We start from the raw sequence: 14,764 nt of genomic DNA, 5'->3' as shown, positions 1-14,764 counted from the left end.
AGGCGCGACATGGCTCACCCCCGCTGCTAACTGAACAGGCTGCGCAGACCGTCCGTCAGACAGTTTTCGAACACGCTTTGGACTCTTGTGTGGGCACGTTCCAGCCAGTCGAAGGTCGTTTCGAGCGCGACACCTTCGGGCTGAGCGAGATAGTAATCCATATCGAGGAGCAATGTGGAAGCGCCCGCTGCCTTCGCCTCGATGGTCGTAAGTTGCAGGCGCAGCATGTCTCGCTCCTCATCGTAAGGCGTCTGAATGCCCAAGATGAATCCATGGAAGAGTTGCGGCAGACCTGACCCTACGAAAGGGCGAAAGTTCAGATACTGGTCGAGGTCAACTGACTCGCCAGGGATCTCGAGCTGGTTGATGTAGCGCAGCCCGATGCGATGCAAGCCCCTGGGTTGGGCCACCGCAGCGTAAGCCCCCAACGCGTCCTGGACGAGCGGTAGGAAGCCTTCCCATGTCGGATACGGCGCAAGGTGGTTCACGGCCAGAAGATCAGGCCCCACCTGGACATAAGCCTTCTCGTCCTCGCGCAGGAACTGCATCCGGTCGGCCAGTCGAAACTCCTGGCGAATCCCGGTTGCTTCCACCGCGGCTTCACCTTCCAAGACCTTGAGCAACCGCTTGCGGGGGAATTGCCCCCGAAGACGATCGTAGACGAGGCCGGGAACCGTCAAGTCCCATGGCTCAGCGGGCACGAAGCGGAACTCGGCGACCACCTCGACAATCGGTGGGTTGCCATATTTGATCTCGCGATAGGGATCCATGTTTCTCCCAGTGATGCCGGGTATGCGCAAGTGGTGCAGCAGGTAACTTCTGACGTATCCGAACTTCATTGTATACGGATCGCGACATACGTCAACTAAAGCAGCCGGCCTGTGATGATGGTCCGCTTTGCCGAAACAGCCGTTGACGGGTTACAATGGACACAACCGGCCTGGTCGTCAACATCCCGTCGTCAACCGGTGACCTGGCGCCTTCCGGGTTGCTCTGATATGGATCTCCATCGGCGTGGTTGTCTTCGGGCTAACCCCTGGCGCCGTCGTGGTGGGCGCTGATCGCGCTCGGCGCGGTCGCCTGCCAATACGGGCGCTGCTCAACGCCCCGCCACGAGCGCGGGTCACGCACAAGTTCGCCTGGCCCGAGGCGGAGGCGTTGCAGCACATGCGGCTGGCGTTCTTCGATGAGTTGGCGGCGCCCGCGGAGGAAGATCCAGCCGTGCCCGGCTACATGCAAATGTCATTTGGAGTGAGACGCTGCGATGATGAGACAGCGGACGAAGGCGATCACTTCGCCGAAGCAACAGATGGATGATATAATAGGCCGCGTTGTCATCGGCTGCCAATACGGAACTTCCCAGGAGGCGACTTGCATGTATCTGAAAAGAGTGGTCATCGAGAATATCAAGTGCTTCGGCCGTGCCGAACTGAATCTGGTGCGCGACGATGGACAAGTCAAGCGCTGGAGCGTTATCCTGGGCGAGAACGGCACCGGCAAGAGCACGCTGCTTCAGGCAATCGCGATGGCGCTGATGGGACCTGATCCCTCCAATCGCCTGGCCCGGCTCGACGGCTGGGTCCGTTTCGGTCAAACCAAGGGCAGACTTGTTGCCGAAGTCATTGCTGGACAAAATGATCAGTTGACCGAAAGAGGTAGGCCACGCCGGGAGCCGTATACCGCCTCCTACGCCGTCACTGGTGACGCCGAAGTGAGCATTAGCGGCGTGCTTTACGACCGTCCTACGCTGGTCTTCGAGGGCACGAAGGATCAACTCAACGCCCTGAAACGCGGCCTGCTGTCTGAGAAGTCGGCCGGCTGGTTTGCGGCGGGATACGGGCCTTTTCGGCGCCTGCTCGGCGGCGCGCCGGACACCATCCGGCTCATGTACCCCGGACAGAAGGAAGCCCGGTTTATTACGCTGTTCAGGGAGGATGCAGCCCTGGAAGACCTGACCGACTGGCTCACACGACTGGATCATCGCAGCCGTGAGGATACCGAAGCCGGGCGGCGGGCCCAGCGTATCAAGGCCGTCGTCAAAGATGTGGTAGACCATTTGCTGCCTGCTGGCGTCACACTTTCCCGGATTGGCCCTGACGGCGCCTTCTTCGATACTCCCTATCGCACCGATACCGCGATGTCGGATCTCAGCGACGGCTATCGGAGCATGCTTGCTCTGGCCGCCGACCTGCTCCGACGTCTGGATGAAACATACGACAGGATCGAGGATTGGATCAGCGAGGACGGGAAGATCACGGTGGAAGGTGTCGTCCTGATAGACGAGCTGGATGCGCATCTACATCCTGTTTGGCAACGGCAGATCGGCTTCTGGTTGCCCACACAGTTCCCAGGGCTTCAGTTCATCGTTGCGACACACAGCCCTTTCATTCCACAGGCGGCCGACGAAAATGCAGTATTCGTCCTCCGCCCGGATGCCATGACACCAGACCGCGTGAGCGCTCATCAAGACCCGCCTTCGGTCAAGGGCTGGCGCGCGGACCAGATTCTTCACGTGCTGTTCAGCGTCTCTGACCTGCGCGATCCTGAAACCGAAGACAAAATCAGACGGCATGCGCAGCTCCAGGCACGAGCCAGCACTGACCAACTTGACCTCAAAGAGCGACCTGAATTGGATGACCTCAGCCGATGGTTGGATCAACACCTCTCACCGCCAGGAGATAGCGCCGACGAAATGAGCAGGTATGCGGCCATCAAGAACCAGGTAGATACATTCCTCCGTACCAAGAAAAAGCCAAAGAATTATGCTCAAGGTTGAATGTCCTCCGTTGCCGACCAATCTGCGGGCCTACCTTGATCGCCAGCAGGCCCGCGCGAACCCGTGGAAAAGCCTTGCCGGTTCAAAACCAGCGCGGGAAGTCAAGCACGCATTGGTGGAAGTTTTTCACCACAAGTGCGGCTACTGCGAGCGGATCGAGGCACAAACGGTGGATCATTTCGTCCCGCAGACGGATCTGCAGGCACGCTGGGACTGGGAGAACTTCGTCCTGGCCTGTGATGTGTGCCAATCGAAAAAGCTGGGGCGTCAACCTCAGGACGTCCAGGGACGACAGATGGTTAATCCTCGCCACGACGAGCCGCTCCATTTCCTCTATTTCGACTTTGAAACCGGCGCAGTCACGCCCATGCCCACTTCTGAGGAAACGCTGGCGCGCGGTAGGATCACCACCCAGTTGCTCGGCTTTGATCAACGTGCTGCACTGCAAGATGAACGGCGTCGTAGATTCTTGGAAGTCATCGGTTGCATCCTCCGCATCGTGCAGCCGCAGTCGCCACAAGATGCCGCGATTGCATGGGATCAGTTGGTGGATCATCTGAAGGCGGAAGCGCCTTATCTGGGCATGATTCGCCAGTTTGTCTTGAAACCCAACCGGTACACACCGCTCCTGGAAACCTTGCGGGAGGCACGACCCGACTTCGATGCCTTGATCGCCTATTGGTGCCTGCCTCTCGACTAGCGGAGAACGAGCCGTGTCTGTATCGCTCTTGCGCGACTACCCTTTCCGCATCTACTACGGCCCGGCGGACGATCCGCTGGCTAACTTCTACATCCCCGCGCTGTCAGTCAGGTCCTGTTGATCTACCTCGCGTTTTTCTCCCTCGGTCTGCCTGACGGGCTGCCGGGGATGGCATGACCCTCGATGCGCGCGGTCTTCGTACTGCCGCTGGATGCACTGGGCATGCTGCTCGTGGCGTCCACCACCAGCTATCTCACCTCGAGCTTCTTCAGCGGCCGCATCATGGCGCGGCTGGGGGCGTGGGCGGGCTGCTGGTCGCGATCTGCGCGGCGACCGGCGGCGAGCCCGCTGGGCTAACCCCTGGCGCCGTCGTGGTGGGCGCTGATTCGGCTCGGCGCGGCCGCAGGGCTGAGCGCTGCGATAATCTGTTGGTAACCCGCGCTTTAGCGCGTCAGACTTGGCGCTGAAACGCCGACCACTAACCATGTTCGTCGTGTGCGCTTCAGCGCATTGGGAGGGATATATGACAAAGTCGAGCGTGCCTGATCGTGCAAGACTGAATGCTTCGCTCAAGGAGATGGTTCGCCGGATTCTAGTCACCGGTCACCCTCAGAAGATCATCCTGTTTGGCTCGCGCGCACGTGGCGATGCACGGCCCGACAGTGATTATGATCTACTGTTGATTGAGCCATCGGACCAATCGCGCGACCGTCGCGCGGCGCGCGACCGTCGCGCGTTAGTAGGTCTGGCGCCGGCCAAGGACATCCTGGTGTGGACGCCAGAGGAGGTGGCTGAGTGGCGCGAGGTGCCCAATGCATTTATCACCGCAGCCTTGAGCGAAGGGGTTGTCCTTTATGAACAATGAAAGTGAACTGAACGATGAGTTGCGGCCCGAGTACGATTTGCGTGCGCTTCTGAAGGGCGGCGTGCGGGGCAAGTATGTGGCGCGTTATCGCGCAGGCGCCAACCTGGTGTTGCTCGATCCCGATGTCGCCAGGGCTTTTCCAGACGAAGCCGCGGTGAATGAGGCGCTGCGCCTGGTGATCCGTTTAGGCGAGATTCAGCACGGCCAAAAACGCGATGCGGCCAGAGCGCAAGTGAGCTGATCCAAAAATCACTCGGCACGCGCAAAGGAGTCAACCACCCATGACGATGACCAGCATCCCAAGCGGACTGCGTCTACACTTCCAGGAATACGATTTGCAGAACCTCGACCTGGACCGGGACGCTGATCTCATCATCCAACGCGCGCTCGAATACGGCGCCTGGGACGAAATCCGCTGGCTGGTTGTCAGCTATGGCGCTGATCACGTTCGAACCTTCGTGCGCGTGCGGGGTGAGCGCATGCTCTCACGTGTGACCTTCAATTATTAGCGCAAACTGCTGGGCATTCGTCGTTGGCGGCACTCGCCGTTCGCCAGAGAAGCGAGGAAAGTTTCGCGTCCTTGCGACTTTGCGTTGAATAACGATCTTTACACATGGTTGAACTGGTGCGGCGAAGTGTGGTACAATGCCACTTAAACTGGCCATCCTTAAGTGGCGCTCGGTGAAAGGACGTAGCTATGATTGCGCGTGTCGAAGCCCTCTCTTATCGATGCTTACGCTATGTGCGACAGCATCTCGGCCCATTTCAGGTGCTGATCGGCCCCAACGCCAGTGGCAAGTCCACGTTCCTGGATGTGATCGCCTTCCTGGCTGACGTGGTTCGAGAAAAGGAGGGGCTGGCGGCTGCCATCGCCAGCCGCGCACCCGACCTGCGTGACCTGTGCTGGATGCGTCGCAACGACGTGTTCCGAACTTGCCATCGAGTCCGCCATTCCAGAGGCGCTGCGCGCGCGCAAGAACGGCAACTACTCCCATGTCCGCTATGAAGTACGCGTCGGATCACACCCAGAAACGCATGAAGTCAGCCTCCTGGCCGAAGCTTTGTGGCTCAAATCAGAGGCCGCCGCCGAGGAAAACGGTCACCTTAGGCAGCGAACCCTCTTTCCCGAGGATGTGACGCCCCCGGACTCCGTGGTAACCCCCACTCGCAAACACGCGCCAGCGGGTTGGCGTCGCGTGCTCAACAAAGTAACTGAATCAGGCAACGACTATTTTCGCTCTGAGACTTCCGAATGGAACAACCTGTTTCGCCTGGGCCCCCGGCGCTCGGCCCTGGCGAACCTGCCGGAAGACGAAGAGAAGTTCCCGGTTTCCATTTGGTTTCGGCGTTCGCTCCTGGAAGGTGTCCAACGGCTAGCGCTCAACAGCGAGTCATTGCGCCGGCCCAGCCGCCTCGGCAGCCCCCGGCACTTCCAGCCCGACGGCTCCAACCTGCCGTGGGTCGTCAACGATCTGCACGAACGCGCGCCCGATCGCCTCAAGGAATGGGTCGCCCATGTGCGCACTGCCCTGCCCGACCTGCGAGACATCCGGACGGTCGAGCGGTCGGAAGACCGTCACCGCTACATCGTGTTGGACTACGAATCCGGATTGCAGGCGCCTTCCTGGCTGGTGTCTGATGGCACGCTGCGTATGCTGGCGCTTACCATCCTGGCCTACATCCCGAGCCTGGAGGGCGTCTATCTGATCGAAGAACCGGAGAACGGCATCCACCCGCGCGCCGTGGAGACGGTGCTGCAATCGCTGTCTTCTGTTTACAGTGCGCAAGTCCTGCTGGCGACGCACTCACCCGTCATCTTGAGCCTGGTTCAGCCAGAACTGGTGTTGTGTTTCAGCAGGACATCCCAGGGCGCCACTGACATTGTGCTCGGCTCGGATCATCCGCGACTGCGCCAATGGCGCGGCGAGACCGATCTGGGCACGCTCTTTGCCAGCGGGGTGCTGGGATGAACGCAACGCCCGAACCTTTGCGCAAAGACCTCGTGGTTCTGGTTGCGGACAAGAACATGGAATTTGGCCCCTAACGGCCTCCACCCGGTTGCACAAAGGGCCAGCCGTTGGTATAATGCCCGGCGTGATGATTTCGGTTGGTGCCATGCCAGCACCCGCTCACGTCAACCTTTGCAGCCCCCGCACCGCCGCCGGTTACCACGAGATGCCTATGACAATGATGGATTTGATTACCGCCTTCGAAGCACAGATCGGCCTGGTGTTCCAGGACAAAACTTTATTGCATCGCGCCTTGACCCATCGTTCCTACCTGAACGAGTTCCCCGACTTTCCTCTCTCTGACAACGAACGCCTGGAGTTCCTGGGAGATGCCGTTCTCGGCTTCGTCGTCGGCGCCCTGCTCTATCACCGCTTTCCCGAACAGGCTGAGGGGTATCTGACCAATATCCGTGCCGCGCTGGTGCGTCGCGATACCCTGGCCGCTTTCGCACGCCAGTTGAACTTGGGGCCGTTTCTCTTCATGGGGCATGGTGAGGCTGAATCGGGCGGACGCGAACGCTCGGCCACCTTGTGCGCTGCGTTCGAAGCCCTTATCGGCGCCGTCTACCTCGATGCCGGCCTCGCGGGCGTGGATCATCTCTTGCTGCCGCTGATCGCCCCCTTCCTCAACCAATTGCAACAAGAGGCCAATTACAAGGACGCCAAGAGCCTCTTGCAGGAGCGTGTACAGAGCACCCGGCAAATCACGCCGCGTTACCAAACGGTCAACACCGAAGGCCCTGACCATATGAAGAAATTCACGGTACAGGTCATTCTGGCAGACACGGTGTACGGCGTGGGCAGCGGCACCAACAAGCGCCAGGCTGAACAGATTGCCGCATTCATGGCGCTCGCACGGTTGGAGCAAGAGGAACTCGATGAGCTGCGTGGGCAGACCGGTTGACGCGGCGCGGCGCCAGGGCCAATGCCGCCTGGCAGCCACCAGAATGCGCTGCGCATGACCAGAATGGCACGACCTACCCTTCTCATCACCGGGCTGTCGGGCTACGTGGGGCAAGGACTGGCGCGCCATCCGGCCCTGGCAACTTGGGGGGGCCGCGTGGTCGGCACCTATCTCAACCAGCCGGTATCATTCCCCGGCCTGCCAACCTGCCGCCTGGACATAACCGATGCGCAGGCGGTGCGCGACCTCTGGGATGATCTGCACCCCGCTGTCGTTATCCACACCGCGGCCAACTTTGCGCAGCCGGCCCACCTGGCTGCCAGTATCGTGGCCGGCACGCAGCACGTGGTGACCGCCACGGCACAACACCATGCGCGCTTGATACACCTCTCGTCTGACGTCATTTTCGATGGCGAACACCCACCCTATGCCGAAGACGCGCCGCCCGCGCCGCTCACGCCTTACGCTCATGCCAAAGCGCAGGCGGAAGTGATCGTGCGCGCCTCAGGGCTGGCAGATTTCGTCATCGTGCGCACCTCACTGGTCACCGGCCTGGCCCCGGTTGACCCGCGCACGCGCTGGGTGTGGGACAGCGTGCGCCAGGGCCGGCCGATCACGCTCTTCACCGATGAATACCGCTGCCCGGTGTGGGTGGATGACCTGGCCGGCGCGCTGCTGGAACTGGCGTCGCTCGATTCTGATTTCAGGGGGAGCGTGCTGCACGTTGCCGGGCCGCAACGCCTCAGCCGCCACGAGTTCGGCGTCAAGCTCTGCACCTTTGCCGGTCTTGACCCCGCGGCCATCACCGCGGATGTGGTCGCGGCCAGCGGCCTGCTGCGCCCACGCGACTGCACGCTGGACATTCGCCTGGCGCAGGCCACGCTGCGCACGCGTCTGCGCAGCGTGGATGAGGGATTGCTATCTGCTCAGAGCAGATAGAGGACGATAAAAAAGGGCAGCCACATCAGATCGAGGAAATGCCAGACGGTGGCCGCCGCGGGCGTGGCGGAAAGCGCAGCGGCGCTGTCCGGCGCACGGCGCAGGTCATTCAGCAGGCGCACCAGCAGCGCGAGGCCAATGATGATATGCACAGCGTGGAAACCGGCCATCGTGAAGAAGACTGCGCCGTAGGCGCCGCTCTGAATCGTCATGCCGGCGGTGGCGAACTGGTAGATTTGACCGACCAGAAAGAGTAGGCCGAGCAACACGGTGACGAGTAACAGACGCTGGGCGCGTGGCTGGTTGCCCTGGCGGGCTGCGTGCAGCGTCACGTGCAGCGTCAAGCTGCTGACCAGCAGGATCAACGTGACCAGCGCGCCTTTCCAGAGCGCCAGCGGCGGCACCCCGGCCGGCGGCCAGTCAAAGCTGACGCGGCGCAGGTTGATGACGACGATCGCGAGGGTGACAAAGACGAGCGCATAGGAGCCAAGAAAGATGAACAGGGCAAAGCGGCTGTTGCCGGTTCCCCCTGGTTCCCGCCCGTTCGAACTGCGTATCACACGATTTTGCATAGCCATTTGTTCTCCTGACGCAATGAGTCTAACCTTGATGATACAACAGGTATGGCATTTTTTCCAATAACAGCCTCTTCTTCTCGAAAGGGTCATCACACATGACCGATCACCGTGTCAACTGGCAAGAAGTGGCCGGGCTGACTTTTGCGCCGGCCACCGATCAACTCTGGCGGCAGACGCCCACACCCTTCGTCGCGCGTTATCAGCCGTTGGGGGTGCCGCTGGAGTTCGCCACCAATGCTTCTGTGCTGGCCGAGATGGCCGCCGACTCCTTTGGGCCGTGGGGCACGCCCGCCCCGCACGCGCCGGCCCTGCGCCTCAATTTCTTCCTGCATACCGCGCCGGCCGCGCCTGACGCCCCCGGGCGCCCAACACCCGTCTTTCGGGCGCAGGACGACTACTTCATGCTCAGCGTGGGCAGCAGCCTGGGCCTGGCCGACCGCGCCCGTGGCTTTGGCATGGCCTTCATCACCCCAGACCTGCTGGCCGACCGCCTCTTCGTGCAGGAAGGCTTCCTGGAATGCCTGGGCCTGTTCCTCACCACCCGTCACCGCCGCGCCGTGCTGCACGCGGCCGGCCTGATTCACAACGGGCGCGCGGTGCTGCTGACCGGTCACAGCGGCGCGGGCAAGTCCACCCTGGCCTTTGCCTGCCTGCGCGCCGGGTTTCAACTGCTGGCCGAAGACGTGATCTACCTGGATGAGACGAGCAGTCCGCTGCAAGCCTGGGGCGCACCCTGGCGCCTGCACCTCCTGCCCGACGGCGAGCGCTTCTTCCCCGAACTGGCCGCCTGGCCGCTGGTGACACAGTTGAATGGGGAGACCAAGCGTCGCGTCGAGGTCAATCAGCAGTGGCCTGGCGCGGCCGTGCCCCTCGCGCCGGTGATGGGCGTGATTGCGCTGGCGCGCGCGCCAGGCGTTGCCAGCGCGTGGCAGGCCGTTGATCCGGCCGCGCTGCGCAATTCCCTCATCGGCTTCGGCGATCAGATGGGCGCCGACTCCCTGACCGCCATGCACGCGGCCACCGATCGCCTGCTCGCCGGCCGCGTCGCGGCCCTGGCCGTCGGCAGCGACCTGGGCTCCGCGGTAACGGTCATCCGGGAGTGGATGGACGCGGGGTGAGGGGGGCGGAGAAGGGGAGAAGGGGAGAAGGGGAGAAGGGGAGAAGGGGAGAAGGGGAGAAGGGGAGAAGGGGAGAAGGGGAGAAGGGAGAAGGGGGAGAAGGGGAGAAGGGGAGAAGGGGAGAAGGGGAGAAGGGGAGAAGGGAGAAGGGGAGAAGGGGAGAAGGGGAGAAGGGGAGAGCGGAGACCGGAGAAGGGGAGAAGGGGAGAAGGGGAGAAGGGGAGAAGGGGAGAAGGCTACGCGGGGCGGCGATAGCGGAGCTGCATCAGGCCGTTGGCGTAGGACTGGCTGCCGGTCAGTTGCAGGCGCTCTTCGCTCACGGCGCCCTGGAACAAGGGGATGCCGTCGCCCAGGATGAGCGGGATGATGGTGATGATGTATTCGTCAATCAGGTGTTGATCGGCAAACGCTGTTACCAACTGGCCGCCGCCCACCAGCCAGATGTCCTGGTCCGTCGTTTGTCGAATCTGCGCGACCAGGTCGGCCGCGTCGCCGGCAAAGGTCTTGATGTTGGCGTCGGGTGGATTCTGCAAGGGCTGGGTCGTAACCACATAGGTGGTCTTGCCGGGATACGGCCATGTCCCAAAGCCCAGCACCTGCCGGTAGGTCTTGCCGCCCAGGATGACGGCGCCCAACGACGCGTAGAACGCAGCATAACCATAGTCCTCATCCTTATCGTCGAAGGCGGTCAGCCAGGAGATGTCGTCATCGCGGCGTGCAATGAAGCCATCGAGACTGATGGCGATGTACAAGATGATTTTTCCCATCCGTGTTCTTTCCCTCACATCAGCGCAATTCAGTCTGCGGCGCTCACTCAGACGCCGCACTGACAACATCATACCCCGTTTGCCCAAACCATACAAGCCAGAATCAAATGCCTCACAATGTGGTTGCTGAAGACACCTGGAATGGAGGCTTTAGCCGGTTATTGCGCACTTGAGAACCCTGTGGCAGACCGGCTGAAGCCTCGACTCCGGGTACATTTGGAATTAGACCGGCTGAAGCCTCGACTCCGGGTACATTTGGAATTCCTGGTCTTGGCGTCTTTGTGTGAGAGTCTCTTGCTGTGCTAAAATACGGGTATGTGGACAAGCAACTGGCGTGAAGAAACCTGGGCGCACCTCGATCAGGCGTGGGATATCATCGTCGTCGGCGGCGGCATCACCGGCGCGGGCATCCTGCGCGAGGCCACGCGCCTGGGGCTGCGGGTGTTACTGCTGGAACAGCGCGACTTCGCCTGGGGCACCTCCAGCCGCTCGTCCAAGCTGGTGCATGGCGGTCTGCGCTATCTCAAAGAGGGCAAAATCGGCCTGACGCGGGCATCGGTGCATGAGCGTGAGCGCCTGCTGGATGAAGGCCCTGGCCTGATTGACCCCCTGGGCTTCTTGCTCGCCACCTACCGCGGCGATCACCCCGGCCGCTGGATGTACCAGGCCGGGCTAACTGTCTACGACCTGCTGGCTTTGCAGTGGAGCCACCGGCGCTACAGTGCAGCCGATTTCCAAAAGCTGGCGCCGAACATCTTGCAGGAGGGGCTGAAGGGCGGTTTCCGCTACGGCGATGCCCAGACCGATGATGCCCGCCTGGTGCTGCGCGTCATTCGCGAGGCCGTCGCGGCCGGCGGCAGCGCGCTCAACTATGCGACCGTCGAGTCCCTGCTGCGCAACGACCGCCAGGTCTGTGGCGTGCAGGTGCGCGATGAGGTGACCGGCGCCACTGCCACCGTGACCGCGCGCGTTGTCATCAACGCCACCGGCGTCTGGGCCGACGTCCTGCGCGGCCAGGTCGGCGGCGTTCCGCGCATTCGCCCGCTGCGCGGCAGCCACCTGATCTTCTCCGCCCAACGCTTTCCCCTGGGACAGGCCGTCAGTTTCTTGCACCCGTTCGACCGCCGCCCTGTCTTCATCTTCCCCTGGGAAGGCGTCACCCTGGTGGGCACGACCGACGTGGATCATGACGAGGCGCTCACGCACCCCCTCGTTGAACCGGCCATCTCCGCGCACGAGGTGACTTATCTGATGGCGGCGGCCGCTGCGCAATTTCCCTCGCTGCGCCTGACGCTGGCGGATGTCATCGCCACCTATGCCGGGGTGCGGCCGGTCATCGGCACCGGTCAGGCCGATCCTTCCAAAGAAGCACGCGACCATGTGGTGTGGGAAGAAAGCGGCTTGCTGACCGTCACCGGGGGCAAGTTGACCACTTTTCGCCTGATTGCCCTGGATGCGCTGCGTGCGGTGCGCCATCGCCTGCCCGCCCTGCCCGTGCTGGACGAGCAGCAGCCGGTGTTGAACCCGGTTGACATGGACCTGCCGGCGGCGCTGAGCGAAACCCTGCGCCGGCGCCTGTTGGGTCGCTACGGCGCCGATGCCGTGGCCGTTGTCAAGGCCGCACAGCCCGGCGAATTGGAACCGTTGCCCGGCACGCTGACCGTGTGGGCGGAGCTGCGCTTTGCCGCGGCCAGCGAAGGGGTCATCCACCTGGACGATCTGCTGCTGCGTCGCGTGCGCGTGGGCCTGCTGCTGCCGCAGGGCGGCGCGGCCCTTCTGCCCCGGGTGCGCGCCATCTGCCAGCCTGAATTGGGCTGGGACGATGAACGCTGGCAGGCGGAAGAGCGGGCCTACCGGGCGCTCTGGCAACGCTGTTACAGCATCCCCGCGCCGGCCACGATCCCCGATTGGCGGCCACGGCTGCAGGCGGCTCATGCCCAACGCCTGCAGAGGATGGCTGCACGCCAGGAACGCCGGCGCCTGATAGGCCTCCTCGTCAGCATGGCGTTGAGCGTGACCGCAGTTGGCTTGCCCTGGCTGCTGCGCCGCAAGAAGGTGCGGCTTTCGTCTGCAAACAGGAGTAGAACAACATGACAACGACAAGTGTGTCAACAACCGAAGAAGCGCTGCGTCAGGCGTTCAAGGTCCTGAATCGGCGCTTGATGGTCCCGCTGTGGCGGCTGGGCCTGGGGCAGTGGCTCAACGCCTGGCCGACGATGAGCGGACGCATCATGGTGCTGGTCCACACCGGGCGCAAGAGCGGCCGGCGGCGCTTCACGCCGGTCAACTATGCGCAGGTGGATGGCGAGGTCTATTGTACGGCCGGCTTTGGCGCCGGCTCCGATTGGTACAAGAACATCATCGCCAACCCGGCGGTGGAGGTTTGGCTGCCGGACGGCTGGTGGGCCGGCGTTGCTGAAGACATCACCGGTGCGCCGACCGCGCTGCCCCTGCTGCGCAGCGTGCTCATCGCCAGCGGCGCCGCGGCTCCGCTGGCAGGGGTGGACCCCAGGAAGCTGAGCGATGCGGAGTTGGCCCAGGTGACGGCCCCCTACCGCCTGCTGCACATCAAACGCACCGAAGCGCGCACCGGCCCTGGCGGCCCTGGCGAGCTTGCCTGGGTCTGGCCGCTGACCACCCTGCTGCTGCTTCCACTGCTGTTACGCCGCAAGCGCTGAGATAACCAGGAACCCGTTTTCTCCAGGAAAACGGGTTCTTTTTACACGTTCGGCATGTCCCCGACCAGGATGAGCACCACGTCGTTGACATTGGTGCCGGTCGGCCCGGTGATAATCAGGTCGCCCAGGGCGGCAAAGAAGGGGTAGGCGTCATTGTTGGCCAGGGCCGCCAGCGGATCAAGCCCCAGGGCTTGGGCGCGGGCCACTGTGGTGTCGTCCACCCAGGCCCCCGCTGCATCCGTCGGGCCGTCAATGCCGTCAGTGCCAAAGCTGAGCAGACCCACCGGCCGGCCGGCGTCCCCAATTGAAAGCGCGGCGGCCAGCGCCAGTTCCTGGCTGCGCCCGCCGCGGCCGCGGCCGCGCACGGTGACGGTGGTCTCGCCGCCGGCCACCAGGCACGCGGGTTGGCGCTGCGGCCGCCCATGCCGGGCCACCTCGCCCGCGATGGCCGCCAGCACGCGCCCCACCTCACGCGCCTCGCCTGCCAACTGGGTGGCAAGGATCAACGGCGCCAGGCCGCGGTCAGCCGCCGCTTGCGCCACCGCCTCCACGGCCAGACGGTTGGAGCCAATCACCTGGTGCTGTAAGGGCAGCGCACGCGCGGCTTCCGGCTTCAGCGTCTCCGGCAGCTCGCCGCGCCGGCCGGCTTGCAGACGCTGACGCACCGCCGCCGGAACCTGCGCCTCCCCCTGCACTCTTTCGATAACCGCCCAGGCGTCAGCAAAGGTGCTGGGATCGGGCGCGGTCGGGCCGGAGGCGATCACATCCAACCGGTCGCCCGGCACATCCGACAGAATCAGGCTGCAGAGCCTGGCGTCACCAGCCGCCAGCGCCAGCCCTCCGCCCTTCACCTGGTCGAGATGCTTGCGCACCGCGTTGAGTTCGTGGATGGTGGCGCCGCCGCGCAGCAGAAGTTGAGTCGTGGCCTGCAGATCGGCCAGGCTGAGGCCAGGCGCCGGCGCAGTCAACAAGGCCGAGCCGCCGCCGCTGAGCAGACAGATGACCAGATCGGCCGGGGTCGCCTGTTGCAGCAGTTCCAGGGCTGCCTGGCCGGCCACCACACTGCCCGCCGAGGGCAGCGGATGCCCGGCGCCGATGATGCGCAAGTCGCTGGCTACTGCCCCGCGCCAGGCGAGCGCCGCCCCGACCAGCGCCTCCGGCAGCACGATCAAGCCGCCGCCGAGTTTGCGCTGCGCCCACGGCCCCAGGCAGGTCAGCAGCGCCGCGGCCATGCCCAGGCTGGCCTTGCCGACGCTGAGCAGGAAAAGTCGTCCTGTGGTGCTGAGGTCGTAGCCCTGGTCGCCTACCGTCAGCAGCGGCCCGTCGCGCCGCACATGCCGCGCCACCGCACGTCCGGGATCGGCCGCCTGCAGCGCGGCCTGCTGTAGTTCAGCGGCGATCACACGGGCTGTTTTCCACCTGGTTGGCAT

Annotated in this window: 16 protein-coding genes and 1 pseudogene; 13 read left to right on the top strand and 4 right to left on the bottom strand. The window is 63.3% G+C overall.

What is annotated here, in order from left to right; translation table 11 throughout:
- Positions 1 to 26: 26 nt before the first annotated feature.
- Entirely contained in the window at positions 27 to 770 is a 744-nt protein-coding gene (locus tag IPM84_00430) for a TIGR04255 family protein (GenBank protein ID MBK9091263.1), read from the bottom strand.
- A 244-nt stretch (positions 771 to 1,014) separates the two neighbouring features.
- Between IPM84_00430 and IPM84_00425 the strand changes: the two genes are divergently transcribed.
- From IPM84_00425 to IPM84_00380, 10 genes and pseudogenes are all read left to right on the top strand, one after another.
- Positions 1,015 to 1,317, top strand: a complete 303-nt coding sequence (locus tag IPM84_00425; GenBank protein MBK9091262.1) for a hypothetical protein — start codon at positions 1,015 to 1,017, stop codon at positions 1,315 to 1,317.
- Positions 1,318 to 1,375: 58 nt separating this feature from the next.
- Positions 1,376 to 2,776, top strand: a complete 1,401-nt coding sequence (locus IPM84_00420) for an AAA family ATPase (protein ID MBK9091261.1) — start codon at positions 1,376 to 1,378, stop codon at positions 2,774 to 2,776.
- Positions 2,763 to 3,476, top strand: a complete 714-nt coding sequence (locus tag IPM84_00415; GenBank protein ID MBK9091260.1) for an HNH endonuclease — start codon at positions 2,763 to 2,765, stop codon at positions 3,474 to 3,476. The genes IPM84_00420 and IPM84_00415 overlap by 14 nt, the downstream gene beginning before the upstream one ends.
- A 183-nt stretch (positions 3,477 to 3,659) precedes the next feature.
- Complete coding sequence (locus IPM84_00410) at positions 3,660 to 3,833, top strand: hypothetical protein (protein ID MBK9091259.1); 174 nt, start codon at positions 3,660 to 3,662, stop codon at positions 3,831 to 3,833.
- A 166-nt stretch (positions 3,834 to 3,999) separates the two neighbouring features.
- On the top strand, positions 4,000 to 4,341 hold the full coding sequence (locus IPM84_00405; GenBank protein ID MBK9091258.1) for a nucleotidyltransferase domain-containing protein: 342 nt from the start codon (positions 4,000 to 4,002) through the stop codon (positions 4,339 to 4,341).
- Entirely contained in the window at positions 4,331 to 4,582 is a 252-nt protein-coding gene (locus tag IPM84_00400) for a hypothetical protein (protein MBK9091257.1), read from the top strand. Before IPM84_00405 ends, IPM84_00400 begins: the two co-directional genes overlap by 11 nt.
- Before the next feature lie 40 nt (positions 4,583 to 4,622).
- Entirely contained in the window at positions 4,623 to 4,850 is a 228-nt protein-coding gene (locus tag IPM84_00395) for a hypothetical protein (protein ID MBK9091256.1), read from the top strand.
- A 188-nt stretch (positions 4,851 to 5,038) separates the two neighbouring features.
- Positions 5,039 to 6,311: pseudogene (locus IPM84_00390) on the top strand (AAA family ATPase).
- A gap of 211 nt (positions 6,312 to 6,522) precedes the next feature.
- The gene (gene rnc / locus IPM84_00385; GenBank protein ID MBK9091255.1) at positions 6,523 to 7,254 is read left to right on the top strand and encodes a ribonuclease III; all 732 of its coding nucleotides are present in this window, start codon (positions 6,523 to 6,525) and stop codon (positions 7,252 to 7,254) included.
- Positions 7,255 to 7,308: 54 nt separating this feature from the next.
- Complete coding sequence (locus tag IPM84_00380; GenBank protein MBK9091254.1) at positions 7,309 to 8,193, top strand: NAD(P)-dependent oxidoreductase; 885 nt, start codon at positions 7,309 to 7,311, stop codon at positions 8,191 to 8,193.
- Here IPM84_00380 and IPM84_00375 read toward each other — a convergent pair.
- Positions 8,181 to 8,765 (bottom strand): cytochrome c oxidase subunit 3, encoded by a 585-nt coding sequence (locus tag IPM84_00375; protein MBK9091253.1) that lies wholly within the window; start codon positions 8,763 to 8,765, stop codon positions 8,181 to 8,183. The two genes, IPM84_00380 and IPM84_00375, sit on opposite strands and share 13 nt — an antisense overlap.
- Positions 8,766 to 8,866: 101 nt before the next feature.
- Here IPM84_00375 and IPM84_00370 point away from each other — a divergent pair, with 101 nt between their 5' ends.
- Complete coding sequence (locus tag IPM84_00370) at positions 8,867 to 9,889, top strand: hypothetical protein (GenBank protein ID MBK9091252.1); 1,023 nt, start codon at positions 8,867 to 8,869, stop codon at positions 9,887 to 9,889.
- 236 nt (positions 9,890 to 10,125) lie between these two features.
- Here IPM84_00370 and IPM84_00365 read toward each other — a convergent pair whose 3' ends face one another.
- Positions 10,126 to 10,656 carry a dihydrofolate reductase gene (locus tag IPM84_00365; protein MBK9091251.1) on the bottom strand — a complete coding sequence of 177 codons (531 nt, stop codon included), beginning with the start codon at positions 10,654 to 10,656 and terminating at the stop codon, positions 10,126 to 10,128.
- Positions 10,657 to 10,971: 315 nt separating this feature from the next.
- Between IPM84_00365 and IPM84_00360 the strand changes: the two genes are divergently transcribed.
- Complete coding sequence (locus IPM84_00360; GenBank protein ID MBK9091250.1) at positions 10,972 to 12,750, top strand: glycerol-3-phosphate dehydrogenase/oxidase; 1,779 nt, start codon at positions 10,972 to 10,974, stop codon at positions 12,748 to 12,750.
- The gene (locus IPM84_00355) at positions 12,747 to 13,334 is read left to right on the top strand and encodes a nitroreductase family deazaflavin-dependent oxidoreductase (GenBank protein MBK9091249.1); all 588 of its coding nucleotides are present in this window, start codon (positions 12,747 to 12,749) and stop codon (positions 13,332 to 13,334) included. The genes IPM84_00360 and IPM84_00355 overlap by 4 nt, the downstream gene beginning before the upstream one ends.
- Positions 13,335 to 13,375: 41 nt before the next feature.
- On the opposite strand, the gene IPM84_00350 is transcribed toward IPM84_00355, so the two are convergent.
- The gene (locus tag IPM84_00350) at positions 13,376 to 14,764 is read right to left on the bottom strand and encodes a glycerate kinase (protein MBK9091248.1); all 1,389 of its coding nucleotides are present in this window, start codon (positions 14,762 to 14,764) and stop codon (positions 13,376 to 13,378) included.

This window comes from Candidatus Amarolinea dominans (assembly GCA_016719785.1).
GTDB classification, from domain to species: domain Bacteria; phylum Chloroflexota; class Anaerolineae; order SSC4; family Amarolineaceae; genus Amarolinea; species Amarolinea dominans.
The sequence above is the reverse complement of the archived record's forward strand: the minus strand, read 5'-3'. Positions and strand labels throughout refer to the sequence as shown.

Bases quoted from the DNA above. Each gene is read 5' to 3' on its own strand.
- IPM84_00430 (MBK9091263.1), bottom strand. From the start codon at position 770: ATGGATCCCTATCGCGAGATCAAATATGGCAACCCACCGATTGTCGAG.
- IPM84_00420 (MBK9091261.1), top strand. From the start codon at position 1,376: ATGTATCTGAAAAGAGTGGTCATCGAGAATATCAAGTGCTTCGGCCGT.
- IPM84_00415 (MBK9091260.1), top strand. From the start codon at position 2,763: ATGCTCAAGGTTGAATGTCCTCCGTTGCCGACCAATCTGCGGGCCTAC.
- IPM84_00410 (MBK9091259.1), top strand. From the start codon at position 3,660: ATGCGCGCGGTCTTCGTACTGCCGCTGGATGCACTGGGCATGCTGCTC.
- IPM84_00405 (MBK9091258.1), top strand. From the start codon at position 4,000: ATGACAAAGTCGAGCGTGCCTGATCGTGCAAGACTGAATGCTTCGCTC.
- IPM84_00400 (MBK9091257.1), top strand. From the start codon at position 4,331: ATGAACAATGAAAGTGAACTGAACGATGAGTTGCGGCCCGAGTACGAT.
- IPM84_00395 (MBK9091256.1), top strand. From the start codon at position 4,623: ATGACGATGACCAGCATCCCAAGCGGACTGCGTCTACACTTCCAGGAA.
- rnc (MBK9091255.1), top strand. From the start codon at position 6,523: ATGACAATGATGGATTTGATTACCGCCTTCGAAGCACAGATCGGCCTG.
- IPM84_00380 (MBK9091254.1), top strand. From the start codon at position 7,309: ATGACCAGAATGGCACGACCTACCCTTCTCATCACCGGGCTGTCGGGC.
- IPM84_00375 (MBK9091253.1), bottom strand. From the start codon at position 8,765: ATGCAAAATCGTGTGATACGCAGTTCGAACGGGCGGGAACCAGGGGGA.
- IPM84_00370 (MBK9091252.1), top strand. From the start codon at position 8,867: ATGACCGATCACCGTGTCAACTGGCAAGAAGTGGCCGGGCTGACTTTT.
- IPM84_00365 (MBK9091251.1), bottom strand. From the start codon at position 10,656: ATGGGAAAAATCATCTTGTACATCGCCATCAGTCTCGATGGCTTCATT.
- IPM84_00360 (MBK9091250.1), top strand. From the start codon at position 10,972: ATGTGGACAAGCAACTGGCGTGAAGAAACCTGGGCGCACCTCGATCAG.
- IPM84_00355 (MBK9091249.1), top strand. From the start codon at position 12,747: ATGACAACGACAAGTGTGTCAACAACCGAAGAAGCGCTGCGTCAGGCG.
- IPM84_00350 (MBK9091248.1), bottom strand. From the start codon at position 14,764: ATGCCAACCAGGTGGAAAACAGCCCGTGTGATCGCCGCTGAACTACAG.